Source organism: Azospirillum brasilense, assembly GCF_008365405.1.
GTDB lineage: Bacteria > Pseudomonadota > Alphaproteobacteria > Azospirillales > Azospirillaceae > Azospirillum > Azospirillum brasilense_D.
This window is the reverse complement of record NZ_QOKV01000016.1, coordinates 1-20,192: the sequence shown is the minus strand read 5'-3', so window position 1 is coordinate 20,192 and position 20,192 is coordinate 1. Positions and strand designations below refer to the sequence as shown.

Genomic DNA, 20,192 nt, shown 5'->3' with positions numbered 1-20,192 from the left:
GCCGGTCTCGTTGTTTTGTTGCCTGTTCGGCGACGGTGCCGGTGTGCGGTCATGCCGCCCCGTCACGCCGCCATGTCGAAGGCTTTCCCCTCGACCTCCAGATACCGGTGACCCAGCGTTCCCACCGCGCGGTAGAAGGCGGCGGACGGCGTGGATTCCAGATCGGTGAAGAACCTGCCGGCCCAGGAGCCGATGTGGCGGTCGAAGAAGCGGCGCTGCGCCTCCAGATCGGCCGGGGCGTCGAAGGCCCCGGTGATCAGACCCGCCATCATCTCGGCCAGGGCGGCGATGTGGTCTTCCGGTTCCTTCACCTCGTCGGCGCGGGCGATGCCCAGCAGCGCCATGTCGCCGCGCAGCTCCGCCAGCGGCTTTTCGTGAAGGAAACCCGTGAGATAGTAGGAGCCGTAGGGGGACAGGATGCCGCCGCCGACGCCGATGAAGAGGGTGTTGAACTCCTCCTCCACCGCGGCGGCGTCCGTGCGGCGTGCGGCCTCGGCCAGACCGCTCAGCGCCTGCCCCAGCGGGCTCGCGTCGCCGTCCAGCGCCGACAGGGCGGCCAGAAACTCCCCGCCGGGCGGGCGGGCAAGCAGATGCGCCAGCAGCGCGTAGAGCTGCGCCCGCTGCATCTCCTCCGGCGGCAGGGCCGACGGATCGTGTTCACCGGTCACGGACACGGCGTTCATCCCTCCCGACACGACAAAAGGACCAGATCGGCAAAACTCCGGCACCCGGCCCCACCCGTCGCGACAACGGCGGCGCATTGGCTCGCCCGTTGCAGGCTCACGGCGTCAAGGGCCGGCGCCCGAGACGCCCTGGACCGACAACCTCATATTGCACCCGCGAAAAGCCTCGCCACATCAGAGGCTTAACGTGCAGTGTCGGGGTATTAAAGGGCAGATTCGCGGTGTTTGTCAACAAAGGTTGACTCAGAAGTGTGCTTACCGCGACTTGGGCTGGTCTAGCGCTATGCTATTTTTGTCATATCGATGTCCGGTTCCTGCGAAGCAGAGGGGATCTGTTCCGGCTCCGAACCTTCGGGAAGCGCCACTGTTTCTTTCCCGTCTTCATCGGCGCCGCCGTCCGCGGCCGTCCCGCCAGCTCCTTGCTCCGCCTTCTCCGCCGCCTCCTCCGCGGCGTCGAGGAAGCCCTTGCCGACGCGGTAGAGCGTCTTCACCGGCGAGGACCCGGTGAACAGGCTGGCGTAGTCGTCGGCGTAATCCTTCAACCCGTCGTCGTTGGCGAAGACCGGGTCGGAGGTCCACAGCTTGCGCAGCGCCTGCCGGTGCAGGTCGTCCGGGACCTCCGCCCGCAGGAAGGGGGTGAAGTCGGACTCCAGCGTCAGATCCTCCACAGGGGGAAGGTCCTTCAGCGGGTCGTCAGCTTCCGGCGCGGTCTCGGCCGGTTCGGCCACCGCATCCACCGGAAGTTGCGCGGGCGGTTCCTCGGCCGGCGGTGGCTCCACCGGTTCCGGGGCGGGGGCGACGGGCTGCCGCTTCAGGCGGGACCAGCGGGAGAGGAACGATTCGTCGGTCATGCTGTGCGTCTCAGGGCGGTCCACACCTTGCCCCCACCCAACCCTCCCCCGCACTGCAGGGGAGGGCTTTTCTCCTCCCCCTCTGTCAGCGGGGGGAGGCCGGGAAGGGGGGCGTGGGACTGGCGCCCCATCAAGAATTCATCACCCCTGCTTCGGGAAGTGCCGCTTGCGCTCACGCTTCACGAAGGGGACATCCACATGGTGCTGCTCGGTGAAGTCGCGGACCAGGGCCGTGACCTCCGGCGGCATCGGCACCGTCTCCACCATCTCCACGCCGCTCACCTGATAGGCCTCGCATTCGTGGGCGGAGGCGGTGACGACGAAGGGCACGACGCCCCCCGGCTCACCCGTCTCGTCCGGACGCAGCACGACCCAGAGGCGCGGCGGCTCCTGCGACAGGTTCAGTTTGTAGCCTTCGGTGTCGCTGCGGAACAGTTCCAGCGGCAGGGTCGCGGCGTGGAAATGCGCCCAACCCTCCCCCTCGCGCAGCAACCGCCAGGGACCGTCGACCGGCGGAGCGCCGGGGATCACCGATACCGGGCGCCACGCCCATTCCGCCCAGGCGCTGGTGCCCTTGCGGCGCTCCAGCACGATGCCGAGGGCCATCGTCTCGATCTTGTTGAGGGTCTCGCTCATCGGACCAGTCCCGCCGCCATCAGCCGTTCCGCCTCCGCCAGATCGTCGGGGCGGTTGGTGTTGAAGAAGGGATCTACCGGATCGGTGGTGAAGTCGGCAACCGCCAGACGGTACCGGGCCGTCCAGGCGTCCACCTTGCGCATGTCCTCCTCCACCATGGCGCGGCGGAGGTCGTCGGCGAGGTCCACCCGCCACAGCCCGAAGACCGGATGCTCCTGCCCGTCGGAGCGGGCGCAGGCGAGGTCGGCGCCTTCGCGCTCCACCGCCGCCATCAAACGGGCGACCAGATCGCCGGGAATGAAGGGCGCGTCGGTGGCGAAGCTGGCCAGCCAGCGGCAGTCCGGCGCGTTGGCCCGCGCCCACTCCATCCCGGTCAGCACCCCGGCCAGCGGCCCGGCGAAGCCCTCCACCACGTCCGCCGCCACTGGCAGGCCGAAGGCGGCGAAGCGCGCCGGGTCGCCGTTGGCGTTCAGCACCAGCGGCCCGACCTGCGGGCGCACCGCGGCGACGATGCGCTCCAGGATGCTGCGCCCGCCCAGCGTGCGCAGGCTCTTGTCGCCGCCGCCCATGCGCCGCGACAGGCCGCCGGCCAGCAGCACGCCGGCAATGCCCTCACTCTTCATCGCGGCTCCCCTTGCGCTGGTGACGCCCGCCCTCGTCGCCGACCGACGCCGGGTCGGCGTCGAAGTCCAGCCGGTCGGTGCCGGCCAAGGCGAGGAAGCGCTTGCCCTTGGCCCGCCCGACCATGGTCAGGTTGGCCTGCCGCCCCAACTCCACCCCCCAGGCGGTGAAGCCGGAGCGGGAGATCAGGATCGGGATGCCCATCTGCACCGTCTTGATGACCATCTCGGAGGTCAGGCGCCCGGTCGTGTAAAAGATCTTGTCGTGCGCCGGCACGCCGTGCAGGTGCATGTAGCCGGCCACCTTGTCCACCGCGTTGTGCCGCCCGACGTCCTCCATATAGACGAGCGGGCGGTCGTCCTGGCAGAGCACGCAGCCGTGAATGGCCCCGGCCTCCAGATACAGGCTGGGGGTCAGGTTGATCTTCTTCGACAGGGCGTAGATCCAGGAGGTCTTCAGCCGCGCGTCGGGGTTCAGCTTCACCGACTCGAAGGTCTCCATCACGTCGCCGAAGGCAGTGCCCTGGGCGCAACCGGAGGTCAGCGTCTTCTTCTTGAGCTTCTGCTCGTAATTCGTGGCGCGCTCGGTGCGGACGACGACGGTGTCGATCTCCTCGTCGTAGTCGATGCCGGTGATCCGGTCGTCGCGCTTCAGCATGTTCTGGTTGAGCAGGTAGCCCACCGCCAGATAATCGGGGTAGTCGGCGATCGTCATCATGGTGACGATCTCCTGCCCGTTCAGGTACAGCGTCAGCGGCCGTTCCACGGTGACCGACGCCTCCACCGGGCGCCCGTCCTGATCCAGCCCGGAAACGCGCTCCGTCAGCTTGGGATTCGCCGGGTCCGGCCTTATGGTGAATTCCGAGAGGTCCATGACCGGAAGAGTGGGGAAGATTGCGCGCCGGGGCAAGCGGCGGATGATCGGCTCCCGCAAGACGGAAGCGATGCGGCCCCGATTTGACGCGCGAGCGCTTGGTATGCACGAGTACCCCTATGCATGAGTTCGGTCTGGCCTTCGTCACCGCCTTCCATCTGATCGCCGACCTCGACCCCGGTCTGGTGGGGATCGTCGGCCTGTCGCTGCGCGTCAGCCTGACCGCCGTCCTGCTGTCGGCCCTGATCGGCCTGCCGCTGGGCGCCGCCGTGGCCGCCTTCCGCTTTCCGGGACGGCGCGCGGTGACCCTGTTCCTGAACACCGCAATGGGCCTGCCGCCGGTGGTGGTGGGGCTGATCGTCTACCTGATCCTGTCGCGCTCCGGCCCGCTGGGGGTGCTGGGGCTGCTGTTCACCCCGACCGCGATGATCGTGGCTCAGACCGTGCTGATCGTCCCCATCGTCGCCGCCCTGACCCGCCAGATCGTCGAGGATCTGCTGATGGAGTATGGCGACCTGCTGCGGGTGATGGGGACGGGGCCGGTCACCACCCTGTTCACCCTGCTGTCGGAGGCGCGCTGGAGCCTGCTGACCATCGTGCTGGCCGGCTTCGGGCGGGCCTCGGCGGAGGTTGGGGCGGTGATGATCGTCGGCGGCAACATCGACCAGGTGACCCGCGTCATGACCACCTCGATCGCGCTGGAGACCAGCAAGGGCGACCTGCCGTTGGCGCTCGGCCTCGGCGTCATCCTGATGACCCTGTCGCTGTCGGTGAACCTCGCCGCCGCCATGGTGCGGGAGACGCGGCGGGCCTGAACCACCACCGCCTCCGCGATTCTGGAAAATTTGCAAAGCCATTCGAACTTTCCCATAGTCGCCGCCAGAGCCCGCAACCAAGGCGGGCGAGAACCTGGAGAGGGATAGTCCGATGCTGCGCCGTTCTTTCGTGCTGGGATGCGCCGCCGCGGCGGCTCTGCTGCTCGGCTCCGTTCAGCCGTCCACCGCCGCCGACCGCTTCATCACCGTGGCCTCCACGACCTCGACCGAGGATTCGGGCCTGTTCAAGTCGATCCTGCCGAAATTCACCGAGAAGACCGGGATCGAGGTTCGCGTGGTCGCCAAGGGCACCGGCCAGGCCATCGACATCGCCAAGCGCGGCGACGCCGACGTGCTGTTCGTCCATCACAAGCCGTCGGAGGACAAGTTCGTCGCCGAGGGCTTCAGCATCGAGCGCAAGCCGGTCATGTACAACGACTTCGTGATCGTCGGGCCGAAGGCCGATCCGGCCAAGGTCGGCGGCAGCAAGGATGTCTCCGCCGCGCTGAAGAGCATCGCCGCCGCCAAGGCCCCCTTCGTGTCGCGCGGCGACGACAGCGGCACCCACAAGTCGGAGCAGGCGCTGTGGAAGACCGCCGGCGTCGACCCCACGGCGGGTGACGGCTGGTACCGCGCCATCGGCCAGGGCATGGGCGCCACGCTGAACACCGCAGCCGCGGTGAACGGCTACGCCATGACCGACCGCGCCACCTGGCTCAGCTTCAAGAACCGCGGCGATCTCGACATCCTGGTGGAGGGTGACAAGCGCCTGTTCAACCAGTATGGCGTCATGCTGGTGAACCCGGCCAAGTTCAGCCACGTCAAAGCCGCCGACGGGCAGGCCTTCGTGAGCTGGCTGGTCTCCGCCGAAGGCCAGCAGGCCATCGCGGATTACAAGATCAACGGCAACTCGCTGTTCTTCCCGAACGCCAACGAGCCGGGCGCCTGACCGCCCCCGCTCCGCGGACATGAAAAAAGGCGCAGCCCCGCGGCTGCGCCTTTTTCATATGGCGGAAAAAGTGCCCGCGGGAAGAAGCCGGCCTACAGCTTCTCGTTCAGCGACACCGGGACGCAGCGGTGGCCGCTGCGGGTCAGTTCCGAGCAGACCTTGCGGGCGGTCCCCTCGTCCAGCCCGACCATGCGGGCGCGGTAGACGGTGGAGCCGTTTGACTTCACCGGGGTCACCGCCGGCTTGGCGGCGCGCAGCAGGAAGGGCGCCTGCTTGGTCGCCTGGGTCAGCGCCCGCTTGCTGGCCTCCCGCGTGGAGAAGGCGCCGACCTGCACACCCCATTTCGACCCGTCCGCCTTCGGCGAATCGGCGTCCTCGTCACGGGCGCGGGCCGGTGGGCGGACCGCGGCGGGGGTGGAAACGGTGGAGGCGAGCTGCGCGATGGTCTCCGGCCGGGCCGGCGGCCTGCCCTTGGCGGTGGCGCGCGGCGTGTCCTCGTCCCCGGCGCGGGCAACGACCGGCGCCTCCGAACCGCGACTCGGCTTGTCGAACGCCCGGTCCAGGATCGCTTCCATACGGGCGTCGCGCGAGGCCGCGGACTTGCCGCCCAGCACCACGGCGACCAGACGCCGCCCGTCGCGCACCGCCGACGCCGCAAGGTTGAAGCCGCTGGCCACCGTGTAGCCGGTCTTGATGCCGTCCATGCCCTCGTAACGCGACATCAACCGGTTGTGGTTGTTCAGGCTGCGCCCGCCATAGACGAAGGCGCGGCGGCTGAAATAGGGGTAGTAGCGGGAGTGGTCGGACAGCATCGCCCGCGACAGGATGGAGAAGTCGCGCGCCGTGGTCAGCTGCTCCATGTTCGGCAAGCCGTTGGAATTGCGGAACACCGTGTTGCGCATCCCCAGCTCGCGGGCCTTGCGGGTCATCATCTCGGCGAATTTCGCCTCGCTGCCGCCCAGCGCCTCCGCCAGCACGACCGAGGCGTCGTTGGCCGACTTGGTGACCAGCCCGAGGATCGCCTGCTCCACCCGCAGCGTCTTGCCGGCGCGCAGCCCGAGCTTGGTCGGCGACTGCGCCTCCGCCCAGGCCGACACCGGCAGCGCCTGGTCCAGCCGCAGCCGCCCGGAATCCAGCGCGTCGAAGGTCAGGTAGAGCGTCATCATCTTGGTCAGCGACGCCGGATAGGTGAGGGTGTCGGCGTTCTCCTCGTGCAGAACCTCACCCGTGCGCGCGTCGACGACGATCGCCGCGTACTTCGCGGCCAGCGCCGGCAACGGCGCCAGCACCGTCACCGCCAAAACCGCCAAGGCGCCGCACAGCCCTCGAACGAAAGGGGTAATGCCGAAGGCACTTCCCAGAGTCGAACGTCCATTCGCCAAACGTTCTTTGGCCTGTTCCCCCTCCGTTTCGCGCCCGCCCCAAGCGAACGCGAAAAGCAGGCTTCGAACGGTCTGGCCCGTTACGTTCATGATGCCCCCGCCAAAGGCTAATACTTGCTGTTTGGCGCAATGGTAAATTCCATGGAAATCAGTGTCTAGCGACAATTCGTTAATTTATCGCCTCGATTTCTTCGGCGCCGCTGTGACGAAATTGGATAAGGCGGGGACCCGTCCGGGGCGAACCGCGTTGAAGGAGCGCGACCGTCGATCCATCTTCCCGGAAGGGCAGGACCATCCCACCCCATCCATACCGGACGCGAGGCACCTCATGACACGCCCGCCCAAGCGACGCCCGACGATTTCGCGCGCTGCCGTCCGGGATGGACGAAGAGGACGGATGGCGCGGGCGGCGGGGCTGGCGGCGGGACTGGCCGTGGCGGGCCTCCTCGCCGGTTGCGCCTCGGTCGGGCCGACCGACAATCCGGTGGCGCGCAAGCTCACCTGGGTCAGCTACCTCAACGGCGACGATCTGCGTGCCGCCTGCACCAAGGGGGAAACCGACCGCTACCGGCTGGTCTTCAACGCCGACTATCAGAAGCACGTGCGGACCTACGACATCGTCGGCGACCGCAGCACCGGCGGCGCGATGGTCGAGGCGCGCGTGCTGGAGGCCACGGACCTCGCCCGCATCGACCTGGACGACCCGGCGGCGGTCGCCCGCGGCCCGGTCGCCAAGGCCCAACTGTCGCCGCGCCAGTTCGCCCTGTTCGTCCTGCGCCTCTACGAGAGCGGTGCCTTCGAACCGGCGCCGAGCGGGGTCCGCCTGCCGTCCAACGGCGTCTACTGGCTGATCAACGGCTGCCGGCGGGGAAGCTGGTTCTTCAACGCCTACCCCTACCCTTCCGACCGCTTCTCCGACATCCGTTTCGACGGGCCGCTGAAGGAGCTTGACGGCGGAGACCAGGGAACCGGCGTGCCTTACCCTGCCCTGCCGCGCCCGCAGGACGCGCCGCGCACCCTGCCGACCGGCGGACAGGTGGACAGCGCCGGCGTGGTCTTCGAGGTCCAGGTGGGCCGCGACGGGCTGGTCGGGCCCACTGCGCCCTTCGGTTCCTGGCTGTTCGCCGGGAAGTAGCGGGCGGGGCTGACATTGCCCCCTCCCCGGCCCTCCCCCGCTGGGCGGGAGAGGGAGATCAGTCCCCTCCCCTGCGAGTGCGGGGGAGGGTTCGGGTGGGGGCAAAGGTTCAGACCACTTCCTCTTCAGCGACATCCGCCCGCGCGCCCGCGGACAGCAGCGTGTCCACCCACGGACCGTCCGGCATGCGGCGGGCCAGCTCGGTGATGTTCCGGTTCCACCACAGGCGCTGCTCGACCAGGTCGTCGTAGTCGAAGTTCGACTGGCGCCACAGCCGCTCCTCGGCGTTGAAGGTCACCATGTCGATGGGAAAGCCGACGTCGTTCGACGAGAAGCGCGTGCTGTCGAAGGACAGGTAGGCGATCTTCAGCGCCGTCTGCATGTCCGTGTTGTAGGACAGCGCGCGGTCGAGGATCGGCTTGCCGTAGGCGGTGGCGCCGATCGACAGGTAGGGCGTGCGCTCGTCCACCTCGATCCAGTTGCCCTCCGGATAGACCAGGAACATGTACGGCTCGCGGTCTTCGGCGAGCTGGCCGCCGACGATGGCGTGCAGGTTGAAGGCCAGCTTGGACGCCTCCAGCGACTCCTTGTCCTCCGTTGCCACCTGGCGCAGGCAGGCCGTGAAGGCCGACAGCGCGTCCAGCATGGTCGGGTAGGTCTCGCCGCGGCGCCGGGACATGTCGCGGCGCAGGTAGGCCAGCGTCTTGTCGCGCACACTGCGCAGGCCGGAATTCAGGATGAAGAAGCGGTCGCCGCCGCTGCCCACCATGGTCACCTTGCGCGCGGACGACAGCTGCGAGCCGCTGGTGATGCGCCCGTCCGACAGGCCGATCAGGCCGTCGCGGGTCTTGATGCCGAGGCAATAGGTCATGAAAGAACGTTCCCGAACTGAAAGCTGCGACGTTCCGCCGCGGTTGGTCTGACCTTTGGCCGAAGCGCGTCCCTTCGGCGGGCAGGGTAGGATTGGGCACGATCGGCGGTAAAGCTTTCGTAAAGGCTCCGCCCAGTCGAACCGAAGTGGATCGGTTTTCCCCTTTGGCGGAGCGGTGGGGCTTACGCCGTACCGCCAAGCAAAGGGGACAGGCTCAACTGATATATTGTGCGGCGCACAAGATTTTTTGTTGACTCCACGGACGACTGCCCATAGTTTAGCCATTGCTGCACTGCAGCAATTTTGGGCCCGGACCCGTCCGGGCTTCCCCAACGCAGCCGGTCTGCGCCCCGCAGGCGGACGGTCCGCCGGTCCGGGTTGATGCGCGCCGGGCTTCGACGAAGGAAGGAACGAAGGCATGACGACCGTGACGAAGGCCAAGCCGGCCCCCGCCCCCACCCAGGCGTTCGAGAGCGCCGCCGCCCAGGCCAAGGAGCAGGTCGAGGGCTTCGTCAAGGCCGGCCAGGAGCAGGCCGCGAAGACGTTCGAGCAGACCGCCTCCGTCACCAAGGAGCAGGTCGAGAAGCTGTCCGCCCAGCTCCTGAAGATCTCCGCCGAGCTTCAGGCCCTCAACAAGGCCAACGTGGAAGCGCTGATCCAGAGCGGCAGCATCGCCACCCAGGGCGCCGAGGAGTTCACCCGCGAGGTGTCGGCCTACGCCCAGGCCTCCTTCGACAAGTCGGTCACCACCGGCAAGGCGCTGCTGACCGCCAAGTCGCTGAAGGAGGTCGTCGATCTCCAGAGCGAGTATGTGAAGGCCAGCTTCGACGCCTTCGTCGCGGAATCCTCTCGCCTCCAGGGCATCGGCACCCGCGTCGCCACGGCGGCCCTGACCCCGCTGAAGGACCGCGTGTCGGTCACCGTCAGCACCCTGTCCAAGCCGATCGCCGCCTGACGCGGCGGCACGCTGAATCCACGAAACCCGGCCGTTCCCCAACGGCCGGGTTTCGCGCGTGATGGGGGCGGCCGGGACGCGCCAAAGTTTTTGTGCACCGCACAAAATCCCGTTGACAGGCGCCTTCCCCTGCACTAAGTTTAGCCATGCTGCATTGCAGCATCGACCCGACGCCCGAAGCCACGGGGTCGTTGGTCGGATCATCCGCGCGGTCGCCAATCGGTGGGTCCGGCGCGGGTCAACCCGATGAAATTCGAGGAGCCGTTCCATGACCGACAAGTTCGCCGCCGCCACCAAGACCTTCGAAGACGCCGTGTCCGCCGCCAAGCTGAACGTGGACGGCCTGGTCAAGTCCCAGCAGGAGCAGTTCGAGAAGGCCTCGGCGCAGATCCTGAAGGGCTTCGACGAGCTGACCGCCCTGACCAAGGGCAACGTCGACGCCGTTGTGAAGTCGGGCACCATCGTCGCCAAGGGCGCCGAGGAAGCCGGCAAGCAGGTCGCCTCCTTCACCCAGTCCTCGCTGGAGAAGAGCGCCGCCACCGGCAAGGCCCTGCTGGCCGTCAAGACCATCCAGGAGCTGGTCGAACTGCAGAGCAGCTTCGCCAAGGCGAGCTTCGAGACCTTCGTCAAGGAGAGCGCCAAGCTGCAGGAACTGTCGCTGAAGACCGCCAAGGACGCCTTCGCTCCGATCAACGACCGCCTCCAGGTCACGGTCGAGACGCTGTCCAAGCCGGTGTCCAAGCCGGTCGCCGCGAAGGCCGCCTGATCCAGGCCGGCCCCAGACGTCAGCCTGAGACAAAATGACCCGGAGCCAGCAACTCCACAGACCCGGCCGCGAGGCTGGGGCGGCTCCCACCTCCATCGCCCCCGGGACGCAACCGTCCGGGGGCGTGGACGGCGCAAGGCGGTACCGCTTTAGATCCTACCGCCTCACGGCATTGTGAAGTTCCGGGAAAGCCCGGCGGTGCAAACCGCCGGGCTTGTTTGTTTTCGGGCGATGGGCATCTACAGGATGCCGGCACCGGGCGCCGGCCGTGCTATTTTTGGCACGCCGACGTGGCAGTTCTGCCGCAAAACGGATGTTTTCCACCAATTCCGGGGTAGCCGGGCAGGTTTCGTTCCGAATGGGCCTCTCCCAAATGGGGACTCACCGAAAACGGCCCCTTCCCACCGCGCCCGGAGTTCTCATATCATTCATGCGACGTACATCGCGATGCTGACCTGTTGAGACCATGGCCGAAAACGACAAACACGGCGACGAGGGCACCACTACGGGCGTGGTCATCAAAACCAAGCCTAAGACTAAAAAGCCCTCGATGTATAAGGTCTTGATGTTGAACGACGACTACACACCTATGGAATTCGTCGTTCATGTCTTGGAGCGCTTCTTTGCCAAGTCGCGCGAGGAGGCGACACGGATCATGCTGCATGTGCACCGGCGGGGCGTGGGCTTGTGCGGTGTGTTCACCTACGAAGTGGCGGAGACGAAAGTCACGCAGGTGATGGACTTTGCGCGCCAGAACCAGCACCCGCTGCAATGTACGCTAGAAAAGGATTAAGGCCACAGATGCTGTCGCGTAACTTGGAACAGACGCTGCACCGAGCCCTGGCCCATGCGAACGAGCGCAGGCACGAATACGCGACGCTCGAACACTTGCTGCTCGCATTGACCGAGGATGCCGATGCAATGGCCGTCTTGCGCGCTTGTGGGGTCGATCTGGACCGCCTGCGCGCCGAACTCTCGGATTACCTCGACAACGAGCTTGCGAACCTGATCACGAACAGGCCCGATGATGCCAAGCCGACGGCTGGCTTCCAACGGGTGCTGCAACGCGCGGCCATCCACGTCCAGTCGTCGGGGCGTGAAGAGGTGACGGGAGCAAATGTGCTCGTCGCCCTGTTCTCTGAACGCGAAAGCCACGCGGTCTATTTCCTGCAGGAGCAGGAGATGACCCGTTTCGACGCGGTGAACTACATCTCTCACGGAATCGCGAAGGCCCCGGGCCGCTCGGAAGCGAAGCGCGTTACCGGAGCCGACGAGGACGCGGCGGCGGAGAAGGTCGTGAAGAAAGGCAGCGAAGCCCTAGAGGCTTATTGCGTCAACCTGAACAAGAAGGCGGCCAGCGGGAAGATCGATCCGCTGATCGGACGGGAGCAGGAGGTCGAACGGACCATCCAGATCCTGTGCCGGCGGTCGAAGAACAACCCGCTGTATGTCGGTGACCCCGGTGTCGGCAAGACCGCCATCGCCGAGGGGCTGGCCCGCCGCATCGTCCATGGCGAGGTTCCGGAGGTGCTGAAGGGCGCCACCATCTTCGCGCTCGACATGGGCTCCCTGCTCGCCGGTACGCGGTACCGCGGCGACTTCGAAGAGCGCCTCAAGGCCGTCGTCTCCGAACTGGAGGCCACGGAAGGTGCCGTCCTCTTCATCGACGAGATCCACACGGTCATCGGCGCCGGTGCGACCTCGGGCGGTGCGATGGACGCCTCGAACCTGCTGAAGCCGGCCCTCGCCTCCGGCTCGCTGCGTTGCATCGGTTCGACGACCTACAAGGAATACCGGAACTATTTCGAGAAGGACCGGGCGCTCGTCCGGCGCTTCCAGAAGATCGACGTCAACGAGCCGACGGTCGAGGATGCGATCAAGATCCTCCAGGGGATCAAGACCTACTACGAAAAGCATCACCGGGTGAGCTACACCAACGACGCGATCCGTTCGGCGGTGGAGCTGTCCGCGAAGTACATCGGCGACCGCAAGCTGCCCGACAAGGCCATCGACATCATCGACGAGGTCGGGGCCGCGCAGATGCTGCTGCCGGAGAACAAGCGGAAGAAGAAGATCTCCGTCAAGGACGTGGAGGCGGTGGTCGCCAAGATCGCCCGCATCCCGCCGAAGTCGGTCAGCCGCGACGACAAGGAAACGCTCCTCAACCTGGAGCGCGACCTGAAGACCATGGTCTTCGGCCAGAACAAGGCCATCGACGCGCTGGTCTCCGCCATCAAGCTGGCCCGCGCCGGCCTGCGCGAACCGGAGAAGCCGATCGGCAACTACCTGTTCACCGGCCCGACCGGCGTCGGCAAGACCGAGGTGGCCCGCCAGCTCTCCCTCACGCTGGGCATCGAGCTGACCCGCTTCGACATGTCGGAGTACATGGAGCGGCACACCGTCTCCCGCCTGATCGGCGCCCCTCCGGGCTATGTCGGGTTCGACCAGGGCGGCCTGCTGACCGACGCCATCGACCAGCATCCGCATTGCGTGCTGCTGCTCGACGAGATCGAGAAGGCGCATCCGGATCTGTTCAACATCCTGTTGCAGATCATGGATCATGGCAAGCTGACCGACCACAACGGCAAGACGGTGGACTTCCGCAACGTCATCCTCATCATGACCTCCAACGCGGGTGCCGCGGACATGGCCAAGCCGGCTATCGGCTTCGAGCGCGAGCGTCGGGTCGGCGAGGACATGGAAGCGGTGGAGAAGCTGTTCACGCCGGAGTTCCGCAACCGTCTGGATGCGATCATCCCCTTCGCGCCGCTGACCCAGGAGGTCATCAACCGCGTGGTGGACAAGTTCATCATGCAGATGGAAGCGCAGCTCGAAGACCGCGGCGTCACGATCGAGCTGGATGATCAGGCCCGCGAGTGGCTGGGCAAGAAGGGCTACGACCCGCTCTACGGCGCGCGTCCGCTGGGCCGCGTGATCCAGGAGCACCTGAAGAAGCCGCTGGCGGAAGAGCTGCTGTTCGGCAAGCTCGCCAAGGGCGGTCTGGTCAAGGTCACGGTGAAGGACGACAAGCCCGCCTTCGACTACACCGAGGGGTCGCGCAAGCGGCGCTCCGGCGACGAGGACGAGGACGAGGTCGTGCACGAACTGGCGGAATGACGCCGCGTCGCACGGAACGCGAAAAGGGGGCCGCAAGGCCCCCTTTCTTTTTGTCCGGCGCTTATTCTTCGACCAGGACGACCGCGTCGTTGGAACTCTTCATCAGGGCGATGCCGTGCAGGCAGTCGCGCTCGGCCGTGTAGCCCTCGCTGCTGACGGCGATGGCTTCTCCGTTGGCGGCGTGGAAGGTCCAGCGCCATTCGTTGCGGTGATCCTTGTAGACCTTGTACTTGGGAGCCTTGCCCGTGGACATGTTGTCCTCCTCGCCGTTGGTCTGATACGGACGGCGGAGACGGCACGAATGTGAAGGGCGGACGGTTGCATTCCCGACGCCGCATCACGGACACTCCTCAGCGGCGGCGCCCACAGAATGAAGACGGAGGAAACGCACCATGCCCCTGCCCTTCCTGAGCGGACTGCGCGTCATTGATCTCGGCCAGTATCTGCCGGGTCCCTACGCCGCCCAGATGCTCGCCGACCTCGGTGCCGAGGTGGTGAAGGTGGAGGCCCCAAGCGGCGATCCGCTGCGCAAGATGGGCCCCACCGACGCAGACGGCACGACCGCCGCCTACAAGCTGCTCAACGCCGGCAAGACCGTCATCCGCCTGAACCTGAAGGACGAGGGCGACCGCGGCGCCTTCGAGAGGCTGATCGCCGGGGCCGACGCCCTGGTGGAAAGCTATCGCCCCGGCGTGCTGGACAAGCTGGGGGTGGGCCACGCCCGGCTGCGCGCGCTGAACCCGCGGCTGGTCCACGCCAGCCTGTCCGGCTGGGGCAGCAGCGGCCCCTACGCCCGGCGGGCCGGCCACGACCTGAACTACATGGCGGTCGGCGGCGGGCTGGACTCGTCGGGCACACCGGACCGTCCCTCGATCAGCCACCCGCCGGTCGCCGACTTCGCCTCGGCGCAGCAGGCGGCGCTGGCCGTGGTCGCCGCCCTGTTCGGGCGCCAGCGCAGCGGCGAGGGCTGCTTCCTCGACCTGTCGATCATGGAGACGGTGCTGGGCTGGCAGGGCGTCAACCTGACCGCCGACGCCCGCGGCGAGGTCCCGGCCCGCGGCGAGGCGCTGCTGTCGGGCGGGGCCGCCTGCTACCGCATCTACCGCACCGCCGATGGCCGCTTCGCCACCCTGTCGGCGCTGGAGGCCAAGTTCTGGCAAGGCTTCTGCGAAGCGGTGGGACGCCCCGACTGGATTGTCCGGCAAGAAGCCGACCCGCTGCCCCAGACCGCCCTGATTGAGGAGGTGGGCGCCCTGTTCGCCAGCCGCAGCCTCGCCGACTGGAAGGCGCTGCTCGATCCGGTGGACTGCTGCTTCGAGGCGCTGCCGACGCTGGCGGAAATGCCGGACCACCCGCACATCGCCGCCCGCGGCCAGATCCGCGTCACGTCGGGACCGGAGCCGCTGGTGGAGACCCTGATGGGCCTGCGCGTCGATGGCGGGACTCCGCCCGAGCGGGCTCCCTTGCGCGAGTCCACAGCGGCCGCGGTGCTCGCCACCTGGACGTGAGGCCTATAGGGCAATGAGGGGCCCGCCGCCGTCGCGCGGCGGCCGCGCGTCCAGCGGGCCGCGGCGGGCGCCCATCAGGCTGGCCTTCGACAGGTTCGCCGCCGCGTCGTCGCAGCCGCGCAGATCAGCGGAGGCGAGGTTGGCCATCTCGAAGCTGGCGCCGGCCAGCTTCGCCCCGGTCAGCCGCGCGCCGCGCAGGTCGGCGGCGGCCAGCGTGGCGTTCGTCAGGTTGGCCGGCCAGCTCCGCCCGGTCGGGGTGCCGTCCGGGTTGCGCAGGTCCACCATGCCGAGATCGGCACCATGAAGGTCCGCCCCGGTCAGATCGGCTCCGCTCAGGTTCGCCCCGGTCAGCACCGCCTGGTCCAGCCGCGTCCGGCGCAGGCTGGCCCCACCGAAATCGGCCAGCGAGAGCGAGGCGTTGGACAGCCGGGCCTCGTCCAGGTTGGCGTCGCGGAACACCCCGCCCGACAGGTCGCAGGCGGTGAGGTCCAGCCCGCGCAGGTCCATCCCGGTGAAGTCGGCCCGCAGCCCCGCCCCGCCGCCGCTGTTGATCCACAGAATGTGGGCGTCCAGCACGCCGCGCACCGGCGTCGGCAGAGCGTCGGCGTTCCTCATATAGACGGCGCCGCTCAGGTTGGCGCCTTGCGTGTCCGCCACGGTCAGGTCGACATTCCGCAGGGTCGCCTCGCGCAGGTCGGCGTTGCGCAGGATGGCGCGGGTCAGATTGGCGCCGTTCAGCACGGCGCGCTTCATCTTGGCCCCGCTGAAGTTCGCCTCGGTCAGGTCGGCCCCGGCCAGATTGGCGGCGAACAGGTTGGCGTTGCTGAAGTCGCCGCCGGCCGTCGAGGCGTTGGCCAGTTCGGCATGGCTGAGGTCGGCGCCCTTGAAGTTGACACCGTCCATCCGCGCGTCCGTCAGGTTGGCGGGCCGCCGCTCCTCCTCGTCCTCGCGCCCGGCGCGGTGGACCATGATCTGGCCGGGGCGCAGATCGGCCCCTTCGAAGTCGGTGCGGGTCAGGTCGGCCTTCAGGAAGTTCATCCCGCGCAGGTCCGCCCGCGCGAAGGAGGAGCCCACCAGCTTCGCCCGGCTGAAATTCGCCCCGAACAGGTCCGACATGGCGAAGCTGACCTCCTCGAGCTGGGCATCGGAGAAATTGCCCTGGGTGAGGATGGCCGTTTGCAGGTTGAAGCCCTTCAGCCGGAGCCTCGACAGATCGACGCCCTTCGCCTGAAGGCGCACACCGCCCGGCTTCAGTTTGAGATAGAATAGATGGTCCCGCACCTGCTTCAGGAATTCCATGGTGCGATCGGTCATCGGGCGGGTCCGTCGGTCGGCTGTTCGCGCCCACACTACGCCTTGCGCAGGGGCAGTAAAGGGGAAATCCCCAATTGTCCGCCGCCCCTGCAATGTCCCGGACGCATGCCGGGCCCGGGCTGTAAAGCAGTCACTAAACGATTGAACGGCAACGCGGTTAGGGTTTGGGAAAGGGAAAGCATGACGAGCTTCGACACGGAATGCCTGCGCCGCGCCATCGCGCTCAGCCGCACCCACATGCAGGGCAACGCCGGCGGCCCCTTCGGCGCGGTCATCGCGCGGGACGGCCGGATCATCGGCGAGGGGTGGAACTGCGTGACCTCCACAAACGACCCGACGGCGCACGCCGAGGTCGTCGCGATCCGCAACGCCTGCCGCGACCTCGGCAGCTTCAGCCTCGCCGGGGCGACCGTCTACACGAGCTGCGAGCCCTGCCCGATGTGCCTGTCGGCGATCTACTGGGCGCGGATCGAGCGCATCGTCTACGCCAACGCGCGCGACGACGCGGCGGCCATCGGCTTCGACGACGCCTTCCTCTACACCGAGATCGCCCTGCCGCTGGAGCAGCGGGCGATTCCCATGCAGCGCCTTCTGGCCGACGAGGCGCGCGCCGTCTTCGACGACTGGGCCGCCCGTCCCGACCGCGTTCCTTACTGATCGGGTCCTATCGATCGTCTTGGTCGATCGTCTTGGCGGTAGGGCGACAGTTCCATCAGCGCCTCGCGCTCCGCCGCCACGCCGGGCCGCTCGCGGCGCAGGTAGTCGGCGATGGCGCGGCGGAAGCCGGGGTCGGCCACCCAGTGGGCGCTGTAGGTCGGCACCGGCAGATAGCCGCGCTGGATCTTGTGCTCCCCCTGGGCGCCCGCCTCGACCCGGCCGAGGCCGCGCTCAATGGCGAAGTCCAGCGCACGGTAATAGCACGCCTCGAAATGCAGGAAGCGGTAGCTGCCGTCGGAGCCCCAGTTGCGGCCATAGAGGGCGTCGCCGCCGATCAGGTTCAGCGCGCCGGCCACCCATTCCCCGCCGTCCTCGCACATCACCAGCATGACCCGGTCGGCCATGGTTTCGCCCAGCAACCGGAAGAAGGCGCGGTTCAGATAGCCGCCACCCCATTTCCGGTCGGCGGTCTCCAGATAGAAACGGTGGAAGGCGTCCCAATGCTCCGGCTTCAGGTCGGCGCCGGTTAGGCTGTGCAGGCGGACGCTGCTTTCCGCCACCTCGCGCCGTTCCTTGCGGATGGCCTTGCGCTTGCGGCTGTTCAAGGTGCCCAGGAAGTCGTCGAAGCTGGTGTAGCCACGGTTTTCCCAATGATACTGCACGCCTTCGCGGAGCAGCCAGCCGGCCTCGCCGAGGCGGCGCCAGTCGCCCTCCTCCGGAAAGGTGACGTGGACGGAGGAAACGCCGTAGCGCCGCGCCACCTCCTCCATCCCCTGGATCAGGGCGCCGGCGACCGCGTCCATCCCCTGGGTCGAGGCGCCGGGCCGGACGAGCAGGCGCGGCCCCGGCACCGGGGTGAAGGGCACGGCGCATTGCAGCTTCGGATAATACTGCCCGCCCGCCCGCTCATAGGCGTGCGCCCAGGCGTGGTCGAAGACATACTCGCCGTAGGAATGGTTCTTCAGATAGAGCGGCACCGCGCCGATGATCCGCCCCGCCCCGTCGAGGGCGACGAGGTGACTGGGCTGCCATCCGGTACGGCCGACGGTCGATCCCGATTCCTCCAGCGCCAGCAGGAAGGCGTGGCTGAGAAACGGGTTGTCCGGCCCGGCGCAGGCGTCCCATTCCTGGGGATCGGCCAGACCAATGCCGGTCAGGACCTTGACGGTGATCGTCCCCCCGGCCGCGGGGTCGGCGCCGGGGGTGGGGCCGCTGTCCTTGCCGTCGGGCATGCTCTCTCCTTCGCGGGTACGCCGAGGGAGGTGGGCGCTTTGCCGCGCCGCGGCAAGAGGCCCGCCCCCTCCCCCCGATCCGGAGCCCGGATCAGGCCAGTTCGAGGATGGCGTCCACCTCGACCGCCACGTTGCCGGGCAGCGACGGGGCGCCGACCGCGGCGCGGGCGTGCTTCCCGGCGTCGCCGAACACCTGCATCATCAGCTCCGACGCGCCGTTGATGACCAGCGGCTGGTCGTGGAAATCCGGCGTGCCGTTGACGAAGCCGCCCAGCCGCAGCACGCGCGCCACCCGGTCGAGATCGCCGCCGCAGGCCGCCTTCGCCTGGGCGATGATGTTCAGGGCGCACAGCCGCGCCGCCTGCTGGCCCTGCTCCACCGTGAAGTCCTGGCCCAGCTTGCCGACGAAGCGGCGCTCGCCGTTCCACACGGTGACCTGCCCCGACACGTAGAGCGTGTTGCCCGACTGGGTGTAGGGCACATAGGCCGCCACCGGGGCCGCCGCCTGCGGCAGCTCGATCCCCAACTCCTTCAGCCGCGCCTCGATGCGTCCGGCCATGCTTCATCCCTCCGTCTTCGTTGCGGGCGCCGAGTACGCTCCGATGGGTGGCGCCCCGATGGGTGCGAGACCCCGACGATAGCTCCCTCCTCCGCCGTCACCAAGAGCTTACCGGCACCGCACGCACTCGCTCCAACCGCGCCCCAACTGGGAAGTTTTGTCCCGGAGTCCGGAGCGCAACACCCTTTCTGCCCGGCAAAACTTTCCGCCACCGTGGGAAGGACCAGCCCGGCGGTTGTCGGCGACTCATCGCGCAAGCGTCATTTATTTTGTTTGATATCAATATCTTATTAGAACACGCGCAAACTGGCACGGGTCTTGATAGGGGAGGACCGCGCAAATGCACGTTGCCTCGCTTCGGTTTCAAGCACCAGCCGCGGGGCGAGCCTCAGAAGGAGACTTGGAACCATGGCCATCAACGACGTCACTCTCACCGCGTCAATGCGCACGAATCTGCTGCAACTGCAGAGCGTGAACGACAAGATCGGTGTCAAGCAGAACATCCTCTCGACCGGCAACAAGATCAACTCGGCGCTCGACGGCCCGACTTCGTTCTTCGCAGCGAAGAGCCTGACCCAGCGCGCCGGTGACCTGTCGTCGTTGAAGGACGCCATGGGTCAGTCGATCAGCACCATCAAGGCCGCCGACAAGGGCGTGACCGCGATCGAAAGCATGATCGAGCAGGCGCGCGGCCTGACCACCGCCGCCTACTCCGCTCTGGGCTCCGACGCCGGCGCGGTCGCCACCCGCAAGACGCTCGCCTCGCAGTTCAACGCGCTGAAGGAGCAGATCGACAAGCTGGCCGGCGACAGCGGCTATGCCGGCAAGAACCTGCTGGCCGGCAACGGCCTGCGCATGGACTCCACCAGCGAGTCGCGCCGCGCCGTCAACACCATCCAGGGCATCGAGAACGCCCGTATCACCAACGTGGTGTCGGCCGACACCTACACGGTGCGCATCAAGGGCGACGGCTCCATCGAGGGCGCGGCCGGCGAGATCAACAGCGCCGAAATGGCCCACGGCTTGGTCGGCCTGAAGCTGTCCGGCACGATGGCGAGCACGCTCGGCAGCTTCTCCGACGTGCAGATCGAAGTCCGCGGCGCGTCGGGCCGCGAGCGGTCGTTCATCATCACGGACGGCGACGAGTCGCGCACGATCACCTACTTCGACAACAGCCAGACCATGGCCGCCAACACGACGACGGCGGCCAAGACGGGCACCGCGCAGGTCACCCAGGTGACGCTGGGCGGCACGATCGAAGCCGGCGA

Annotated in this window: 21 protein-coding genes; 10 read left to right on the top strand and 11 right to left on the bottom strand. The window is 67.6% G+C overall.

Annotation, left to right across the window (positions count from 1 at the left end; genetic code table 11):
- Positions 1–62: 62 nt before the first annotated feature.
- The 5 genes from DS837_RS21695 to fdhD all read right to left on the bottom strand — a co-directional run bounded on the left by DS837_RS21695 (position 63) and on the right by fdhD (position 3,664).
- Entirely contained in the window at positions 63–674 is a 612-nt protein-coding gene (locus DS837_RS21695) for a TorD/DmsD family molecular chaperone (RefSeq protein ID WP_149166660.1), read from the bottom strand.
- A gap of 290 nt (positions 675–964) precedes the next feature.
- The gene (locus DS837_RS21690; protein WP_149166659.1) at positions 965–1,534 is read right to left on the bottom strand and encodes a DUF3306 domain-containing protein; all 570 of its coding nucleotides are present in this window, start codon (positions 1,532–1,534) and stop codon (positions 965–967) included.
- Positions 1,535–1,675: 141 nt separating this feature from the next.
- On the bottom strand, positions 1,676–2,170 hold the full coding sequence (locus DS837_RS21685) for a DUF3305 domain-containing protein (protein WP_114859184.1): 495 nt from the start codon (positions 2,168–2,170) through the stop codon (positions 1,676–1,678).
- Positions 2,167–2,793 carry a molybdenum cofactor guanylyltransferase MobA gene (gene mobA / locus DS837_RS21680; protein WP_149166658.1) on the bottom strand — a complete coding sequence of 209 codons (627 nt, stop codon included), beginning with the start codon at positions 2,791–2,793 and terminating at the stop codon, positions 2,167–2,169. The genes DS837_RS21685 and mobA overlap by 4 nt, the downstream gene beginning before the upstream one ends.
- Positions 2,783–3,664, bottom strand: coding sequence for a formate dehydrogenase accessory sulfurtransferase FdhD (gene fdhD, locus DS837_RS21675; RefSeq protein WP_149166657.1), 882 nt, complete (start codon positions 3,662–3,664; stop codon positions 2,783–2,785). The genes mobA and fdhD overlap by 11 nt, the downstream gene beginning before the upstream one ends.
- A gap of 119 nt (positions 3,665–3,783) precedes the next feature.
- Between fdhD and DS837_RS21670 the strand changes: the two genes are divergently transcribed.
- Both DS837_RS21670 and DS837_RS21665 read left to right on the top strand, forming a co-directional pair.
- The gene (locus DS837_RS21670) at positions 3,784–4,479 is read left to right on the top strand and encodes an ABC transporter permease (protein ID WP_149166656.1); all 696 of its coding nucleotides are present in this window, start codon (positions 3,784–3,786) and stop codon (positions 4,477–4,479) included.
- 112 nt (positions 4,480–4,591) lie between these two features.
- A complete protein-coding gene (locus DS837_RS21665) occupies positions 4,592–5,428 on the top strand; it encodes an ABC transporter substrate-binding protein (RefSeq protein WP_149166655.1) in 837 nt (278 codons plus the stop codon).
- A 92-nt stretch (positions 5,429–5,520) separates the two neighbouring features.
- On the opposite strand, the gene DS837_RS21660 is transcribed toward DS837_RS21665, so the two are convergent.
- Positions 5,521–6,738, bottom strand: a complete 1,218-nt coding sequence (locus tag DS837_RS21660; RefSeq protein WP_247890068.1) for a D-alanyl-D-alanine carboxypeptidase family protein — start codon at positions 6,736–6,738, stop codon at positions 5,521–5,523.
- A 469-nt stretch (positions 6,739–7,207) separates the two neighbouring features.
- Here DS837_RS21660 and DS837_RS21655 point away from each other — a divergent pair, with 469 nt between their 5' ends.
- Positions 7,208–7,945, top strand: coding sequence for a hypothetical protein (locus DS837_RS21655; RefSeq protein ID WP_247890067.1), 738 nt, complete (start codon positions 7,208–7,210; stop codon positions 7,943–7,945).
- A 109-nt stretch (positions 7,946–8,054) separates the two neighbouring features.
- On the opposite strand, the gene DS837_RS21650 is transcribed toward DS837_RS21655, so the two are convergent.
- Positions 8,055–8,816 carry a proteasome-type protease gene (locus DS837_RS21650; RefSeq protein ID WP_149166652.1) on the bottom strand — a complete coding sequence of 254 codons (762 nt, stop codon included), beginning with the start codon at positions 8,814–8,816 and terminating at the stop codon, positions 8,055–8,057.
- 418 nt (positions 8,817–9,234) lie between these two features.
- Between DS837_RS21650 and DS837_RS21645 the strand changes: the two genes are divergently transcribed.
- From DS837_RS21645 to clpA, 4 genes are all read left to right on the top strand, one after another.
- Positions 9,235–9,771, top strand: coding sequence for a phasin family protein (locus tag DS837_RS21645; protein ID WP_149166651.1), 537 nt, complete (start codon positions 9,235–9,237; stop codon positions 9,769–9,771).
- Positions 9,772–10,039: 268 nt separating this feature from the next.
- Entirely contained in the window at positions 10,040–10,537 is a 498-nt protein-coding gene (locus tag DS837_RS21640) for a phasin family protein (protein ID WP_149166650.1), read from the top strand.
- A gap of 466 nt (positions 10,538–11,003) precedes the next feature.
- Positions 11,004–11,330, top strand: coding sequence for an ATP-dependent Clp protease adapter ClpS (clpS, locus tag DS837_RS21635; RefSeq protein WP_035672033.1), 327 nt, complete (start codon positions 11,004–11,006; stop codon positions 11,328–11,330).
- A gap of 8 nt (positions 11,331–11,338) precedes the next feature.
- Entirely contained in the window at positions 11,339–13,654 is a 2,316-nt protein-coding gene (gene clpA, locus DS837_RS21630) for an ATP-dependent Clp protease ATP-binding subunit ClpA (protein ID WP_145626772.1), read from the top strand.
- 61 nt (positions 13,655–13,715) lie between these two features.
- Here the strand turns inward: clpA and DS837_RS21625 are convergent, their stop codons facing one another.
- Positions 13,716–13,907, bottom strand: a complete 192-nt coding sequence (locus tag DS837_RS21625) for a YegP family protein (RefSeq protein WP_137115804.1) — start codon at positions 13,905–13,907, stop codon at positions 13,716–13,718.
- 139 nt (positions 13,908–14,046) lie between these two features.
- On the opposite strand from DS837_RS21625, the gene DS837_RS21620 reads away from it, so the two are divergent.
- Complete coding sequence (locus tag DS837_RS21620) at positions 14,047–15,162, top strand: CaiB/BaiF CoA transferase family protein (RefSeq protein WP_149166649.1); 1,116 nt, start codon at positions 14,047–14,049, stop codon at positions 15,160–15,162.
- Between the two features lie 3 nt (positions 15,163–15,165).
- Here DS837_RS21620 and DS837_RS21615 read toward each other — a convergent pair whose 3' ends face one another.
- Positions 15,166–16,476 carry a pentapeptide repeat-containing protein gene (locus tag DS837_RS21615; RefSeq protein ID WP_149166648.1) on the bottom strand — a complete coding sequence of 437 codons (1,311 nt, stop codon included), beginning with the start codon at positions 16,474–16,476 and terminating at the stop codon, positions 15,166–15,168.
- 180 nt (positions 16,477–16,656) lie between these two features.
- On the opposite strand from DS837_RS21615, the gene DS837_RS21610 reads away from it, so the two are divergent.
- Positions 16,657–17,133, top strand: a complete 477-nt coding sequence (locus DS837_RS21610) for a nucleoside deaminase (protein ID WP_149166647.1) — start codon at positions 16,657–16,659, stop codon at positions 17,131–17,133.
- Here the strand turns inward: DS837_RS21610 and DS837_RS21605 are convergent.
- Both DS837_RS21605 and DS837_RS21600 read right to left on the bottom strand, forming a co-directional pair.
- On the bottom strand, positions 17,127–18,365 hold the full coding sequence (locus DS837_RS21605; protein WP_149166646.1) for a GNAT family N-acetyltransferase: 1,239 nt from the start codon (positions 18,363–18,365) through the stop codon (positions 17,127–17,129). The two genes, DS837_RS21610 and DS837_RS21605, sit on opposite strands and share 7 nt — an antisense overlap.
- Before the next feature lie 91 nt (positions 18,366–18,456).
- Positions 18,457–18,924 (bottom strand): RidA family protein, encoded by a 468-nt coding sequence (locus tag DS837_RS21600; protein ID WP_149166645.1) that lies wholly within the window; start codon positions 18,922–18,924, stop codon positions 18,457–18,459.
- A gap of 408 nt (positions 18,925–19,332) precedes the next feature.
- Between DS837_RS21600 and DS837_RS21595 the strand changes: the two genes are divergently transcribed.
- Positions 19,333–20,192: flagellin (locus DS837_RS21595; RefSeq protein WP_425599268.1), on the top strand; the 860-nt coding region annotated here is incomplete at its 3' end.

Bases quoted from the DNA above. Each gene is read 5' to 3' on its own strand.
- DS837_RS21690 (WP_149166659.1), bottom strand. From the start codon at position 1,534: ATGACCGACGAATCGTTCCTCTCCCGCTGGTCCCGCCTGAAGCGGCAG.
- DS837_RS21685 (WP_114859184.1), bottom strand. From the start codon at position 2,170: ATGAGCGAGACCCTCAACAAGATCGAGACGATGGCCCTCGGCATCGTG.
- mobA (WP_149166658.1), bottom strand. From the start codon at position 2,793: ATGAAGAGTGAGGGCATTGCCGGCGTGCTGCTGGCCGGCGGCCTGTCG.
- fdhD (WP_149166657.1), bottom strand. From the start codon at position 3,664: ATGGACCTCTCGGAATTCACCATAAGGCCGGACCCGGCGAATCCCAAG.
- DS837_RS21670 (WP_149166656.1), top strand. From the start codon at position 3,784: ATGCATGAGTTCGGTCTGGCCTTCGTCACCGCCTTCCATCTGATCGCC.
- DS837_RS21665 (WP_149166655.1), top strand. From the start codon at position 4,592: ATGCTGCGCCGTTCTTTCGTGCTGGGATGCGCCGCCGCGGCGGCTCTG.
- DS837_RS21655 (WP_247890067.1), top strand. From the start codon at position 7,208: ATGGCGCGGGCGGCGGGGCTGGCGGCGGGACTGGCCGTGGCGGGCCTC.
- DS837_RS21650 (WP_149166652.1), bottom strand. From the start codon at position 8,816: ATGACCTATTGCCTCGGCATCAAGACCCGCGACGGCCTGATCGGCCTG.
- DS837_RS21645 (WP_149166651.1), top strand. From the start codon at position 9,235: ATGACGACCGTGACGAAGGCCAAGCCGGCCCCCGCCCCCACCCAGGCG.
- DS837_RS21640 (WP_149166650.1), top strand. From the start codon at position 10,040: ATGACCGACAAGTTCGCCGCCGCCACCAAGACCTTCGAAGACGCCGTG.
- clpS (WP_035672033.1), top strand. From the start codon at position 11,004: ATGGCCGAAAACGACAAACACGGCGACGAGGGCACCACTACGGGCGTG.
- clpA (WP_145626772.1), top strand. From the start codon at position 11,339: ATGCTGTCGCGTAACTTGGAACAGACGCTGCACCGAGCCCTGGCCCAT.
- DS837_RS21625 (WP_137115804.1), bottom strand. From the start codon at position 13,907: ATGTCCACGGGCAAGGCTCCCAAGTACAAGGTCTACAAGGATCACCGC.
- DS837_RS21620 (WP_149166649.1), top strand. From the start codon at position 14,047: ATGCCCCTGCCCTTCCTGAGCGGACTGCGCGTCATTGATCTCGGCCAG.
- DS837_RS21615 (WP_149166648.1), bottom strand. From the start codon at position 16,476: ATGACCGATCGCACCATGGAATTCCTGAAGCAGGTGCGGGACCATCTA.
- DS837_RS21610 (WP_149166647.1), top strand. From the start codon at position 16,657: ATGACGAGCTTCGACACGGAATGCCTGCGCCGCGCCATCGCGCTCAGC.
- DS837_RS21605 (WP_149166646.1), bottom strand. From the start codon at position 18,365: ATGCCCGACGGCAAGGACAGCGGCCCCACCCCCGGCGCCGACCCCGCG.
- DS837_RS21600 (WP_149166645.1), bottom strand. From the start codon at position 18,924: ATGGCCGGACGCATCGAGGCGCGGCTGAAGGAGTTGGGGATCGAGCTG.